The sequence below is a fragment of the Streptomyces sp. DvalAA-43 genome (assembly GCF_900091725.1).
Classification (GTDB): domain Bacteria; phylum Actinomycetota; class Actinomycetes; order Streptomycetales; family Streptomycetaceae; genus Streptomyces; species Streptomyces pulveraceus.
Genome location: NZ_FMBW01000049.1, coordinates 57,420 through 70,595, shown reverse-complemented (window position 1 = coordinate 70,595; position 13,176 = coordinate 57,420). Strand labels below are relative to the sequence as shown.

The 13,176-nt window shown below is 70.5% G+C and carries 15 protein-coding genes; 7 read left to right on the top strand and 8 right to left on the bottom strand.

All coding sequences use genetic code 11. The features are described 5' to 3' along the window. The first annotated feature begins 1 nt into the window (after position 1). Both GA0115234_RS20910 and GA0115234_RS20905 read left to right on the top strand, forming a co-directional pair. Positions 2-856 carry a deoxyribonuclease IV gene (locus GA0115234_RS20910; RefSeq protein ID WP_093543856.1) on the top strand — a complete coding sequence of 285 codons (855 nt, stop codon included), beginning with the start codon at positions 2-4 and terminating at the stop codon, positions 854-856. 82 nt (positions 857-938) lie between these two features. Continuing rightward, entirely contained in the window at positions 939-1,505 is a 567-nt protein-coding gene (locus tag GA0115234_RS20905; RefSeq protein ID WP_093543854.1) for a DUF4396 domain-containing protein, read from the top strand. Positions 1,506-1,537: 32 nt separating this feature from the next. Here the strand turns inward: GA0115234_RS20905 and GA0115234_RS20900 are convergent, their stop codons facing one another. Next, complete coding sequence (locus GA0115234_RS20900) at positions 1,538-2,170, bottom strand: sulfite oxidase-like oxidoreductase (RefSeq protein WP_093543852.1); 633 nt, start codon at positions 2,168-2,170, stop codon at positions 1,538-1,540. A 155-nt stretch (positions 2,171-2,325) separates the two neighbouring features. Here GA0115234_RS20900 and bfr point away from each other — a divergent pair, with 155 nt between their 5' ends. Next, positions 2,326-2,805, top strand: coding sequence for a bacterioferritin (bfr, locus tag GA0115234_RS20895; RefSeq protein ID WP_093543851.1), 480 nt, complete (start codon positions 2,326-2,328; stop codon positions 2,803-2,805). 18 nt (positions 2,806-2,823) lie between these two features. On the opposite strand, the gene GA0115234_RS20890 is transcribed toward bfr, so the two are convergent. Further along, on the bottom strand, positions 2,824-3,132 hold the full coding sequence (locus GA0115234_RS20890) for a (2Fe-2S)-binding protein (RefSeq protein ID WP_093543909.1): 309 nt from the start codon (positions 3,130-3,132) through the stop codon (positions 2,824-2,826). 170 nt (positions 3,133-3,302) lie between these two features. Continuing rightward, positions 3,303-4,649, bottom strand: coding sequence for a class II 3-deoxy-7-phosphoheptulonate synthase (locus tag GA0115234_RS20885; RefSeq protein ID WP_161275624.1), 1,347 nt, complete (start codon positions 4,647-4,649; stop codon positions 3,303-3,305). Between the two features lie 102 nt (positions 4,650-4,751). Between GA0115234_RS20885 and GA0115234_RS44360 the strand changes: the two genes are divergently transcribed. After that, positions 4,752-4,808, top strand: coding sequence for a trp operon leader peptide (locus GA0115234_RS44360; RefSeq protein WP_107405794.1), 57 nt, complete (start codon positions 4,752-4,754; stop codon positions 4,806-4,808). Between the two features lie 92 nt (positions 4,809-4,900). Continuing rightward, a complete protein-coding gene (locus tag GA0115234_RS20880; RefSeq protein WP_093543847.1) occupies positions 4,901-6,787 on the top strand; it encodes an anthranilate synthase family protein in 1,887 nt (628 codons plus the stop codon). A gap of 35 nt (positions 6,788-6,822) precedes the next feature. On the opposite strand, the gene GA0115234_RS20875 is transcribed toward GA0115234_RS20880, so the two are convergent. The 4 genes from GA0115234_RS20875 to GA0115234_RS20860 all read right to left on the bottom strand — a co-directional run bounded on the left by GA0115234_RS20875 (position 6,823) and on the right by GA0115234_RS20860 (position 10,710). Next, on the bottom strand, positions 6,823-7,827 hold the full coding sequence (locus GA0115234_RS20875) for a 2-hydroxyacid dehydrogenase (protein WP_093543845.1): 1,005 nt from the start codon (positions 7,825-7,827) through the stop codon (positions 6,823-6,825). 175 nt (positions 7,828-8,002) lie between these two features. Beyond that, positions 8,003-8,695 (bottom strand): response regulator, encoded by a 693-nt coding sequence (locus GA0115234_RS20870; RefSeq protein WP_093543843.1) that lies wholly within the window; start codon positions 8,693-8,695, stop codon positions 8,003-8,005. After that, positions 8,692-9,915 carry a MacS family sensor histidine kinase gene (macS, locus tag GA0115234_RS20865; protein WP_093543841.1) on the bottom strand — a complete coding sequence of 408 codons (1,224 nt, stop codon included), beginning with the start codon at positions 9,913-9,915 and terminating at the stop codon, positions 8,692-8,694. Before macS ends, GA0115234_RS20870 begins: the two co-directional genes overlap by 4 nt. A 51-nt stretch (positions 9,916-9,966) precedes the next feature. Beyond that, positions 9,967-10,710 (bottom strand): lysophospholipid acyltransferase family protein, encoded by a 744-nt coding sequence (locus GA0115234_RS20860; protein ID WP_176729228.1) that lies wholly within the window; start codon positions 10,708-10,710, stop codon positions 9,967-9,969. 194 nt (positions 10,711-10,904) lie between these two features. On the opposite strand from GA0115234_RS20860, the gene GA0115234_RS20855 reads away from it, so the two are divergent. Beyond that, positions 10,905-11,684: an alpha/beta hydrolase gene (locus GA0115234_RS20855; RefSeq protein ID WP_093543907.1), complete on the top strand. Its 780-nt coding sequence runs from the start codon at positions 10,905-10,907 to the stop codon at positions 11,682-11,684. Next, complete coding sequence (locus tag GA0115234_RS20850; RefSeq protein ID WP_093543837.1) at positions 11,677-12,357, top strand: hypothetical protein; 681 nt, start codon at positions 11,677-11,679, stop codon at positions 12,355-12,357. Before GA0115234_RS20855 ends, GA0115234_RS20850 begins: the two co-directional genes overlap by 8 nt. A 19-nt stretch (positions 12,358-12,376) precedes the next feature. On the opposite strand, the gene GA0115234_RS20845 is transcribed toward GA0115234_RS20850, so the two are convergent. Continuing rightward, positions 12,377-13,135 (bottom strand): endonuclease/exonuclease/phosphatase family protein, encoded by a 759-nt coding sequence (locus GA0115234_RS20845; RefSeq protein WP_093543835.1) that lies wholly within the window; start codon positions 13,133-13,135, stop codon positions 12,377-12,379. Positions 13,136-13,176 lie beyond the last annotated feature (41 nt).

Here is a 13,176-nt window from a genome sequence, read left to right as displayed (position 1 = left end):
TATGCGCAACCCAGTCGGCGGCCATGTTCCGGTGGCCGGCGGCCTCGCCAAGGTCGGCCTCCCCTACGCCCGCGAAATGGGGGCGGAGGCCGTCCAGGTCTTCGTCGCCAACCCGCGCGGCTGGGCGACCCCCGTCGGCGACCCGGCCCAGGACGAGCGGTTCCGCGCCGAGTGCACCGCCGAATCCATCCCGGCGTACGTCCACGCCCCGTACCTGATCAACTTCGGGTCGCACACCGAGGCGACCGTCGAGAAGTCCGTGGAGTCGCTGCGCCACTCGCTGCGCCGGGCCCGCGAGATCGGCGCCCTGGGCGTCGTGGTGCACACCGGTTCGGCGACCGGCGGCCGGCCGCGCGAGCAGGCCCTGGCGCAGGTGCGCACGCACATGCGGCCGCTGCTGGACGAGCTGACGCACGACGACGATCCGTATCTGCTGCTGGAGTCGACCGCCGGACAGGGTTTCTCGCTCTGCTCGCGGACCTGGGACTTCGGCCCGTACTTCGACGCCCTCGACGCCCACCCCAAGCTCGGCATCTGCCTCGACACCTGCCACATCTACGCGGCGGGCCACGACCTGACCGGCCCGGCGGGCATGCGGCAGACCCTGGACCTGCTGGTGGAGACGGTCGGCGAGGGCCGGCTGAAACTGATCCACGCCAATGACTCCAAGGACGTGGTGGGAGCCCACAAGGACCGGCACGAGAACATCGGCGCCGGGCACATCGGCGAGGAGCCGTTCCGTGAGCTGTTCACGCATCCGGCGACCGAGGGCGTACCGCTGATCATCGAGACGCCCGGCGGCAAGGAGGGCCACGCGGCGGACGTGGCCCGGCTGAAGGGGCTGCGCGACAACTGATTCCTCCCATTGAGGAATACCCCATGGGGGTATACGGTTCCTGCTGTCGACAGGAACCGCTACCCGGCATGGGGGGATCGTCATGCAGCACGACACGCACGACGCACACGAGCGGCAGCACAGCCACCACGCGGACCACTCGGGCCGTCCGGGCCACGCGGGTCATGTGGACCATTCCAGCCACGTCGGCCACGCCGGCCATCGGCCCGGCACGGTGGGCTGGGCCATGGCCGCGCGGGCCACGCTGCACTGCCTCACCGGATGCGCCATCGGCGAGATCCTCGGCATGGTGATCGGCACGGCGTTCGGCTGGGGCAACATGGCGACGATGGTGCTCGCCATCGTCCTGGCCTTCTTCTTCGGCTACTCGCTGACCCTGCGTTCCGTCGTGAAGGCGGGCGTCGACCTCCGTACGGCCCTGAGGGTCGCCTTCGCCGCCGACACCCTGTCCATCGCCGTGATGGAGCTGATCGACAACGGCGTGATCGCACTGTGGCCGGGCGCCATGGACGCCACGCTCGCCGACACGCTGTTCTGGGGCGCGCTCGTGCTCTCGCTCGCCGTCGCGTTCGTCGTCACCACACCGGTCAACAAGTGGATGATCGGCCGGGGCAAGGGACACGCGGTGGTGCACCGGTACCACCACTGAGGAACGGTCCGGAACGGCCCCGAGCCGTCAGGTCAGAGCTCGGGGCCGTCCCCGGGCCCCTCCTGGTACGAGTAGCGCTGCTCGCTCCACGGGTCGCCGATGTTGTGATAGCCGCGCTCCTCCCAGAAGCCGCGGCGGTCGGCCGTCATGTACTCGACGCCCCGGACCCACTTGGGCCCCTTCCAGGCATAGAGGTGCGGCACGACGAGGCGGAGCGGGAAACCATGCTCGGCGGTGAGCAGTTCCCCGCCCTTGTGGGTGGCGAAAAGTGTTCGGTCCGAGGCGAAGTCGGAGAGCCTCAGATTGGAGCTGAATCCGTACTCGGCCCAGACCATCACATGGGTGACGTTCGGCGCGGGCGGTGCGAGTTCCAGAACCGTGCGGGCCAGGACACCGCCCCATTCGGCGCCGAGCATGCTGAATTTCGTGACGCAGTGCAGGTCGGCGACGACCGAGGTGAACGGCAGCACCGAGAACTCCTGATGGTTCCAGCAGTGCTTCTCGCCGTCCGCGGTGGCTCCGAAGACCCGGAACTCCCAGCGGTCGGGCTTGAACTTGGGGACGGGCCCGTAGTGGGTAACCGGCCAACCACGCTGCAGTCGCTGTCCCGGCGGAAGCTCGGACTGCTCTGACGCGCGGTGTTCCCGGCTTTCCGGCTGACCCATGCCTCCATGGTGACAGACAGGCAGGGGTGGTCCCGACCAGGATGGGGGGCAATTCTGACAACTCGCAGTAAGCCTGTACTTACTGGACGGCCATCGGGCGCGATGACAGGATGCGGCCAACTTGCCCAGTTCACCGGTTGGAAGGAGCCTCTGCGATGCAGGGCGACCCCGAGGTCCTCGAGTTCCTGAACGAACAGCTGACCGCAGAATTGACTGCCATCAACCAGTACTTCCTGCACGCCAAGATGCAGGACAACTTCGGCTGGACGAAGCTCGCGAAGTACACCCGCTCCGAGTCGTTCGACGAGATGAAGCACGCCGAGATCCTCACGGACCGCATCCTCTTCCTCGACGGACTGCCCAACTACCAGCGGCTGTTCCATGTGCGGGTCGGCCAGACCGTCACCGAGATGTTCCAGGCCGACCGCCAGGTCGAGGTGGAGGCGATCGACCGCCTCAAGCGAGGGATCGAGCTGATGCGCGGCAAGGGCGACATCACGTCCGCGAACATCTTCGAGTCGATCCTGGAGGACGAGGAGCATCACATCGACTATCTCGACACCCAGCTGGAACTGGTCGAGAAGCTCGGTGAGCCGCTCTACATCGCCCAGCAGATCGAGCAGCCGGACAGCTAGGGCCTTCAGCCGGACGGGTCAGGCCGCATCGGGGAGCGCCACTCCCGGCGCCACGCCCGGGACGATGCCGGGTGCGATGCCCGGGGCGGTGCCGGGAACGGCATCCGTGGTGGTGCCGACGGTGGCGCCGGGCGTCCGCTTCCGGTCGAGCAGTTCGCGGCGCGGGCAGGCGCCGCGGCCGAGCACGGCCTGGATGGCCCGGACACAGCCGCCGCAGTCGGTACCCGCTTTGCAGGCCGAGGCTATCTGCCGGGGCGTGCAGGCTCCGGCGTCCGCATGCTCCTTGACCTGCTTCTCCGTGATGCCGAAGCACGAGCAGACGTACACGCGGTTCACCTCCCGGCGGGATCGGTCGTTCACAGCCACCCCGTCTATCGGTGAGGCTAACCTAACCTTACCCGGCGACGAAAGGTGCGGAAAGCCTCCGAACGCCCTGTGGGGCACGGATCACATCGATCCGTGCCCCACAGTCGTACGCGCGCTCCCCGCCCCGGTGCCTACTGGTCCCGGTACATCTCGGCGACCAGGAACGCCAGGTCGAGGGACTGGCTGCGGTTGAGCCGCGGGTCGCAGGCCGTCTCGTAGCGCTGGTGCAGATCGTCCACGAAGATCTCGTGTCCGCCGCCGACGCACTCGGTGACGTCGTCACCGGTGAGCTCGACGTGGATGCCGCCCGGGTGCGTACCGAGGCCCTTGTGCACCTCGAAGAAGCCCTTGACCTCGTCCAGGACATCGTCGAAGCGACGGGTCTTGTGGCCGGAGGCGGCCTCGAAGGTGTTGCCGTGCATCGGGTCGGTCACCCACGCCACGGTGGCGCCGGAGGCGGTGACCTTCTCGACCAGGGCCGGGAGCTTGTCGCGGACCTTGTCGGCGCCCATCCGGACGATGAAGGTCAGCCGGCCGGGCTCGCGCTCGGGGTCGAGGCGGTCGACGTAGCCGAGCGCCTCGTCGACCGTGGTCGTCGGGCCGAGCTTGATGCCGATGGGGTTGCGGATCTTCGAGGCGAACTCGATGTGCGCGCCGTCCATCTGGCGGGTGCGCTCACCGATCCAGACCATGTGGCCGGAGGTGTCGTACAGCTCTCCGGTGCGCGAGTCGGTGCGGGTCAGCGCCGACTCGTAGTCCAGCAGCAGGCCCTCGTGCGAGGAGTAGAACTCGACCGCCTTGAACTCGGCCGGGTCCGTGCCGCACGCCTTCATGAAGTTCAGCGCGTTGTCGATCTCGCGGGCGAGCGCCTCGTAGCGCTGGCCGGACGGGGACGACTTCACGAAGTCCTGGTTCCAGGCGTGCACCTGGCGCAGGTCGGCGTAACCGCCGGTGGTGAAGGCGCGGACCAGGTTCAGCGTGGAAGCGGACGCGTGGTACATCTGCTTCAGCCGGTCCGGGTCCGGGACGCGGTCCTTCTCGGTGAAGGCGAAGCCGTTGACGGAGTCGCCGCGGTAGGTCGGCAGGGTGACGCCGTCGCGGGTCTCGGTCGGCTTGGAGCGCGGCTTGGAGTACTGCCCGGCGATCCGGCCCACCTTGACGACGGGCACGGAGGCCGCGTACGTCAGGACGGCACTCATCTGGAGCAGCGTCTTCAGCTTGGCCCGGATGTGGTCGGCCGACACGGCATCGAAGGCCTCGGCGCAGTCACCGCCCTGCAACAGGAACGCCTCGCCCTTGGCGACGGCTCCCATACGGGCGCGCAGCTGGTCGCACTCGCCCGCGAACACGAGGGGCGGATACGACGCGAGGTCCGCGAGTACATCGCGCAGAGCCTCGGCATCGGGGTACTCGGGCTGCTGCGCCGCGGGAAGGTCTCGCCAGGTGTGGCCACCGGCGACGGAGGTATTGGCGTTCACGGTCACAACCCCAACATTACGGGGTCCGGCGACAGGTCCATCCGCAAGCTCAACAGATGAGACGCGCGCCCGGACCGTGTCACGTCGGTTAAGGTTCTGGACATGTTCGCGCAGACAGACCAGAACTGGTGGTGGACCGCTCATCCGGCGGCCCACTGACAATCGCGCGCGACAGACCACGCGAAGGCCGCCCGAGGGGCGGCCTTCTCCGCGTTTTCGGGAGCCGTTCCTCCATCCGGAAGGAACACCCCATGCCTCACCGCACCGAAGCCGTCGTCGACCGGCTCCTGGGCGACGACTGCCCGCCGTTCGCGCTGCTGCGCAGGCGCACCCCCGGCCGCGACCAGGACACCGTCGAGGTGCTGATCGGCCGGGTGCGCGAAGTGGACCGGCTCGCCGGTCTTCCCGTCGGTGAGCTGCCCTCGCTCGCCCTGGTGCCGTTCCGGCAGATCGCCGAGCGCGGCTTCGACGTGCGCGACGACGGGACACCGCTGTCCGTGCTGGTCGCGGACGAGACGTACGAGCTGCCGCTCGCCGAGGTGCTGGACCGCCTGCCGGTCCGGGACGTGCGGGTCGAGGGCGGCGCGTTCGACATCGGGGACGAGGAGTACGCGGGGATCGTCCGGCGGGTGATCGAGGACGAGATCGGGCAGGGCGAGGGCGCGAACTTCGTCATCCGGCGGACCTTCCAGGGCGGGATCCCCGGCTTCGCGCGGGCCGACGCGCTGGCCCTCTTCCGGCGGCTGCTGGCCGGTGAGCGCGGTGCGTACTGGACCTTCGTCGTGCACACGGGGGCCAGGACGCTGGTAGGCGCCAGCCCCGAGGTCCATGTGCGGATGTCCGGCGGGACGGTCGTGATGAACCCGATCAGCGGAACGTACCGCTACCCCGCCGGGGGTCCGACCGCGCAGAGCCTGCTGGCCTTCCTCGCCGACCGCAAGGAGACCGAGGAGCTCTCCATGGTGGTCGACGAGGAGCTCAAGATGATGTGCACCGTCGGCGACATGGGCGGAGTGGTGGTCGGACCGCGGCTCAAGGAGATGGCCCATCTCGCCCATACGGAGTACGAGCTGCGCGGGCGCTCCTCGCTGGATGTGCGGGAGGTGCTGAAGGAGACCATGTTCGCGGCCACGGTCACCGGCTCCCCGGTGCAGAACGCCTGCCGGGTCATCGAGCGGTACGAGTCCGGCGGGCGCGGCTACTACGCGGGGGCGCTGGCGCTGCTGCGGCAGGACCCGGGCGGGGCGCAGACCCTGGATTCGCCGATCCTGATCCGTACCGCCGACATCTCGGCCGCCGGTGAGCTGCGGGTTCCGGTGGGGGCGACGCTGGTGCGTCACTCCGATCCGCAGGGCGAGGTCGCCGAGACCCATGCGAAGGCGGCCGGTGTGCTCACCGCGCTCGGGGTGCGGCCCGGCCGGCCCCGGGAGGAGGCGGCCCGGCCCCGGCTGGCGGGCGATCCGCGGGTACGGGCGGCGCTGGACGCCCGGCGGGACGGTCTCGCCCCGTTCTGGCTGCGGATGCAGGAGCGTACCCACGAGCTGTCCGGCCGGGCGCTGGTGATCGACGGGGAGGACACCTTCACCGCGATGCTGGCCCATCTGCTGCGCTCCTCGGGCCTCGACGTGTCGGTGCACCGCTACGACGAGCCGGGGCTGCGGGAGCTGGCGCGGGCGCACGAGGGTCCGGTCGTGCTGGGCCCCGGGCCGGGGAATCCGGGCGACACGACCGATCCGAAGATGCGGCTGCTGCGCGGGTTCGCCGCGGAGCTGGTCCGTGATCACCGGCACGGCCTGCTGGGGGTCTGCCTCGGCCATGAGCTGATCGCGGCCGAGCTGGGTCTGGAGATCGTCCGCAAGACCGTGCCGTACCAGGGCGCGCAGACCCGGATCGAGCTGTTCGGGCGGCCGGAGACGGTCGGCTTCTACAACAGCTTCACCGCGCGCTGCGACGAGGCCGTGGTCGGCGAGCTCGCGGCACACGGGATCGGGGCGAGCGTCGACCCGGCCACGGGTGAGCTGCACGCGCTGCGCGGGCCGGGCTTCGCCTCGGTGCAGTTCCACCCGGAGTCGGTGCTGACGCTGCGCGGCGCCGCGATCGTGACGGAGCTGCTGGCGGGGCTGCCGGTGGCCGGCTGAAGAAGGCGGACGGGGCCCCGGGGCGATCCGGGGTCTCAGCGCGCCGGGAGCGCCGGGACCAGGACGTTCTCGCTGCGTCGGCCGGCCAGGTAGTCGGCGACGTTCCGCACGGTGGCGTCGATGATCTGCCCCACGGCGTCCTCGGTGTAGTACGCCTGGTGCGAGGTGACGATGACGTTGGGGAAGGTGACGAGCCGGGCCAGGGTGTCGTCGTCGACGCCCTCCAGCGACTTGTCGAGGAAGAAGAGCCCGGCCTCCGCCTCGTACACATCGAGTCCGACGCCCAGGAAGCGGCCCGCGCGCAATTCGGTGACCAGCGCCGTGGTGTCGATGAGACCGCCGCGGCTGGAGTTGACCAGGATCGCGTCGTCCTTCATCCGGGCCAGGGCGTCCGCGCCGATGATGTGGTGGGTCGCGGGCAGCAGCGGGACGTGCAGGCTGATCAGGTCGGACTCGGCGAGCAGCCGCTCCTTCTCCACGTACGTCATGCCGAGCGCGGTGCAGGCGGGGTTCTCGGCGACGTCCCAGCCGAGCAGCTCCATGCCGAAGCCGTGGGCGATACGGGTGAAGGCCTCGCCGATCTTGCCGGTGCCGATCACGCCCGCGGTGCGGCCGCGCATGTCACGGCCGAGGAGTCCGTCGAGCCGGAAGTCGAAGTCGCGGGTGCGGCTCGCCGCCCGGATGATCCGGCGGTTGACGGCCATCGCGAGGGTCCAGGCGAATTCGGCGACCGAGTAAGGAGAGTAGTACGAGACCCGGGCGACCCGCAGGGCGAGGCGTTCGGCGACGTCGAGGTCGATGTTGTTGAAGCCGGTGGAGCGCTGGGCGATCATCTGGGTGCCGCCCGCCGCCAGGGTCTGCAGGACGCCGGCGCCCAGGTCCGCGTTGACGCTGGTGGAGATGATCTCGTAGCCCGCCGCGATGGGGGCGGTGTCCTTGTTCAGGAAGACGTCCAGGCAGCGGACGTCGTGCTGTCCGGCGAAGGCCTTCTCGATCAGCGGCCTCTCGTCGGACTGCACACCGAAGGCCAGGATCTCCACGGCGTCTCCCGTTCTCCGTGCTTCGCGCGGCCGGCAGGTCAGGGGCTCGCACCGGTCATCGCGAACAGCCGGTCATCGCGAATATACGGCGCCCGTCCCTGCCCCGCCGCCCGGCCGTCCGGCACCGCGTCGGCCGCGTGCGGTACGGGACGGCCGGCGACCGGGTCCGTGGTGCTCAGGCGTCGTCGAGACCGCGCTCGATCGCGTACCGCACGAGCTCCACCCGGTTGTGCAGCTGGAGCTTGCCCAGGGTGTTCTGCACATGGTTCTGCACGGTGCGGTGCGAGATGACCAGCCGCTCGGCGATCTGCTTGTACGAGAGCCCCTTGGCGACCAGCCGCAGCACCTCGGTCTCGCGCTCGGTGAGCTGCGGGGCCTTGGGCTCGTCGGAGGCGACCGGTGTGGGGTCGGAGGCGAGCCTGCGGTATTCGCCGAGGACCAGTCCGGCCAGGCCCGGCGTGAAGACGGGGTCGCCGACGGCGGTGGACCGCACGGCCTCGGTCAGCTCCTGGGTACTGGCCGACTTGAGCAGATAGCCGGTGGCGCCGGACTTGACCGCCTCCAGCACATCGGCGTGCTCACCGCTCGCGGAGAGCACCAGCACCCGCAGCCCCGGATGGGAGCCGACGAGCTCCTTGCAGACCTGGACACCGGGCATACCGGGCAGGTTGAGGTCGAGGACCAGGACGTCCGGGGTGGCGGCCTTCGCCCGGCGGACCGCCTGCGGTCCGTCACCGGCGGTCGCCACCACGTCGAAGCCCGACTCGGAAAGGTCGCGGGCGACGGCGTCGCGCCACATCGGATGGTCGTCCACCACCATCACCCTGAGGGCCCGCTCCTCGGTGCCCTGGGTGTTCTCCGTGCTCATCTCGCTGATCCCGCCTTCCCCCGTGAAACCTTCGGAACCTTCAACTCGACCTCGGTCCCCTGGCCGGGCACCGAGATCAACTCCGCCGTGCCGCCCAGGTCGCGCAGCCGCCCCCGGATCGACAGGGCCACCCCCATCCGCCCCTCCCCCTCGGCCTGGGCGAGCCGCCCCTCCGGGATTCCGGGGCCGTCGTCCCGGACCGTCACGATCACCTCGTCCGGCCAGTCCTCGACGAGGATCCACGCCTGGGCATTCTCCCCCGCGTGCACCCTGACATTGTCCAGGGCGGCACTGACAGCGGCCGCCAGTTCCCGCGCGGCCTCGGGGGCCAGCAGCACCGGAGCGCCCGGTTCCGCGAAGCTGACCCGGGAGCCGGCGTGCGGGGCGAGCAGGGAGCGCAGATCGCAGTCGGCCCGGCCGGACGGTTCGTCGTCGACCTCCACGCTGCGGACCACGGCGCCCTCGGCGGCGTCCTCGGAGACCCGGGTGGCGGGCACCAGGCCGCTGGAGACCAGGGTGCGCAGGGCGACCTCCTGCTCCCCGGCCATCCGGCCCAGCTCGGCCGCCTCCCCGCCGAGCGCGGTACCGCGCCGCTGCACCATCGCGAGGACCTGGAGCACGCTGTCGTGGATGTCCCTGGCCAGGCGTTCCCGCTCGCGGGTGGCGGCCTCGATCTCCAGGGCACGGGCGAGGGTGCGCTCACTGGCCCTGGCGACCTCGACGACGTACCCGATCGCGATGGAGGCGACCCAGACCAGCAGCACGTTGTGGAAGGTGTCCCGGCTGGGATGCCCCCGCTCGATGATGTTGGCGACGGCGACGAAGGTGGAGGCGAAGGCCGCCCAGCGCCAGCCGCCCTTGATGGCGAAGGCCAGCACGGCACCGGCGGTCCAGATGGACGACAGTGTCGGGCCGTCGACCTGCTGGGCCTCGAAGTCGGCGAGCGGGGTGAGGAGTATCCCGGCCAGGGCGATGGTCAGGTCGGCGACGAGGAAGCGCTTGGTGCAGGCGGCGGCGCCCGCGACCTTCGGGAGGGTGACGAGCGTCCAGACCACCATCACCACCAGGAAGGCGACCGCCACCCAGGGCCGGTCGTACTTCTCCCGGCCGAAGACGGAGAGCAGCACCGCGTACAGCATCGTGATGACGCGGTATGCCGTCAGCGCCCTCCACAGCGGCTGCTCGACCGACATCCGTACGACGCGCTCGCGCCTGGCCACTTCCCCCACCCCCTGGACGGCACCGGCGCGCGTACGCGCCGTACCGTTCCCTCAGCCCCGTGTCCCGGACTCGTCGTCCTTGTGCTTCTCCGCCTCGGCGCGGCGCTTCGCCTCGTCCGCGATCTGCCGCTTGGCCGCCGTCGCGTAGATGTCGACGTACTCCTGGCCGGAGAGCTTCATGATCTCGTACATCACCTCGTCGGTGACCGAACGCAGGATGAAGCGGTCCCCGTCCATGCCGTGGTAGCGGCTGAAGTCGAGCGGCTTGCCGATCCTGATCCCCGGGCGCATCAGCTTGGGCATCACCTGGCCGGGCGGCTGGATCTTCTCCGTGTCGATCATCGCGACGGGGATGACGGGCGCCCCGGTGGCCAGCGCCACCCTGGCGAGCCCGCCGGGCTTGCCGCGGTAGAGCCGGCCGTCGGGGGAACGGGTGCCCTCCGGGTAGATGCCGAACAGGCCGCCGCTCTCGATGACCTCGATGCCCGCCTTGATGGCCGCCTCACCGGCGCCGCGGGCGCCGGAGCGGTCCACCGGGAGCTGGCCGACGCCCTTGAAGAAGGCCGCGGTCAGCTTGCCCTTCACACCGGGTGCCGTGAAGTACTCGGACTTGGCGATGAAGGTGACCTTGCGGTCCAGGACGGCCGGCAGGAAGAAGGAGTCGGAGAAGGACAGGTGGTTGCTCGCGAGGATCGCCGGTCCCTGCGCGGGAATGTTCTCCAGGCCCTCCACCCATGGCCTGAAGGCGAGCTTCAGCGAGCCGCCGATGGAGAACTTCATTGCGCCGTAGATCAACTCGGGTGCCTCCTGTGTGCTGTCCGACAGACCTTAACCCGTGGGCCGCCCGCCTCCCGCCCGGTACGGAGCCGATGCGGCGGCCGGAGCCGGTGACGACCCTGGTCGGTGTCAGTCCGGTCGCGTACGGTGAAGTCATCCTTCTGCACTCCCCCTTTCGCTCCCCTTTCGAGCCTCACGAACAGGAGACCCCGGTGCCGGTCCTTCCTGGAGCCGAGCCGTTCCGCCACGAGGGCGGAGAGGTCGGCGTCCTTCTCTGTCACGGATTCACCGGTTCCCCGCAGTCGTTGCGCCCCTGGGCGCGGTACCTGGCGGAGCGCGGGCTCACCGTCTCGCTGCCGCTGTTGCCGGGGCACGGCACCCGCTGGGAGGACATGCAGCTCACCGGCTGGCAGGACTGGTACGCGGAGGTGGACCGGGAGCTGCGCGCCCTGCTGGAGCGGTGCGAGCAGGTCTTCGTCTTCGGGCTGTCCATGGGCGGCGCGCTGACGCTGCGGCTGGCGGCGAAGCACGGGGACGCGATCAGCGGTCTGGTGCTCGTCAATCCGGCGAACAAGGTGCACGGCCTGTCGGCGTACGCGCTGCCGGTCGCCCGCCATCTGGTGCGGACGACGAAGGGGCTGGCGAGCGACATCGCCCTGCCGGGCTCCGACGAGGTGGGGTACGACCGGGTGCCGTTGCACGCGGCGCATTCGCTGCGGAAGTTCTTCCGTCTGGTCGATGCCGAGCTGCCCCAGGTCACCCAGCCGATCGTGCTGCTGCACAGCCCGCAGGACCATGTGGTGCCGCCCGCCGACTCGGCCCGCATCCTCGGCCGGGTGTCGTCGACGGACGTCGAGGAGATCCTGCTGGAACAGAGCTACCACGTCGCGACGTTGGACCACGATGCGGAGCGGATCTTCGACGAGAGCTACCGGTTCATCGGCCGCCTCGCTCCGAGCGTCGGAAAGAAGGGGAGCACGTCAGGTGGCTGAGCACGACGCGGAGCGCGCGGGCAGCGAGGAGGAGCGCGAGCCCCTTCCCGCCGAGGGAGCGGCCGTGCCCGACGACGGCACGGGCCCGCAGGACACCGCTGCCCGGGAGGCGGTGCCGGGCGCCGACGGCGGCCGGCCCGAGCCGTCGGTCGACGAGGACGCCGCGTGGCAGGCGATCGTCGCGGGGTACGGCGAGGAGCCGCCGGACCCGCCGGGCGCCAAGCCGTTCCGTTCGGTCGAGGACCTCGCACTGCTGGAGGACGATCAGCCCGGCGTCCTGGATCCGGACAAGGGGCTCGGGAAGAAGTCCGCGAAGCCGCCGGAGAAGCCGCTCGGCAGCTCGATCGTGTTCGCCCCCGGTGTCATGGGGCCGCGGGACTACGAGACGGCGGAGCCGAAGGACGACGACCTCGACGACAGCGACGAGGGCCATTTCGTCCCCCCGGAGCCGCCGCCGCTGCCGGAGGCCGATGTCACGGCGAAGTTCGCCTGGCTCGCGGTCGTCGGCGGTCCGGTGCTGATGCTGCTCGCGGTGCTGCTGCGCTGGGACATGACCTGGTGGCTCACGACGCTCTGCGTCGGCGGCTTCCTGGGCGGTTTCGTCACGCTGGTGGCGCGGATGAGCGACGACGACGAGGACGGTGACGACCCCGGGCGCGGGGCGGTGGTCTGAGACCGGGGCGCCGCAGTGCTCAGGGCCTGATCGCGGGCACCCGTAGCGCCGCCAGCACCGGCAGATGATCGGTGGCCGCCTTCAGGTCCGCCTCGGTGACCCCGGGCAGCCCGGCGGGGACGCCGCAGCCGAGCACCTCGATCCCGTCCGTCGCGAAGACCGCGTCGATGCGCCGTCGCGGGTGGTCCGGTGCGAAGGTGTGCTCCCCGCCCCAGGGCCGGACCGCCCAGCAGTCCTGGAGCCGCCCGGCCAGCCGGTCGAACGCGCTCCCGGTCGGTACGTCGTTGAGGTCGCCGGCCGCGATGGCGTGCTCGACGCCCATCTCGTCCAGCTGTCGCAGCAACATATCGGTCTGGGCCAGGCGTTCGTCCCGCTGAAGGCTCAGATGGAAGCTCAGCAGACCGATCCGGGTGCCCGCGATCCGCACCACCGACGTGGCGAAGCCCCTGCGGTGCAGTCCGGGGGTGAGCGGCAGCAGTACGTCCTCGGTCCGCTCCACGGTGGCCCGCAGCGAGCAGAGCAGCAGCGGCCCGGCGGCCGTGGCGCCGCCGCCGAGGACGACCAGGTCGGTGCGGGCCGCGAGCCAGGCCGCGCGCTTGCGCCAGCGGAAGAAGCGCGGGGCTTCCTGGATGAAGACCAGGTCGGGGGCGCAGGCGCCGATGACGCGGGCCAGTGCCTCGCGGTCGTCGCGCATCGACCGGATGTTGTAGCTGAGCACGCGGATGACGGCCGAACCATCCGGCTCGGTACGGGAGTCGGGCAGTGGCGTCAGGACCATGCGTCTCACGATACGACGGACGCCCGCCGCTCCCACAAGGG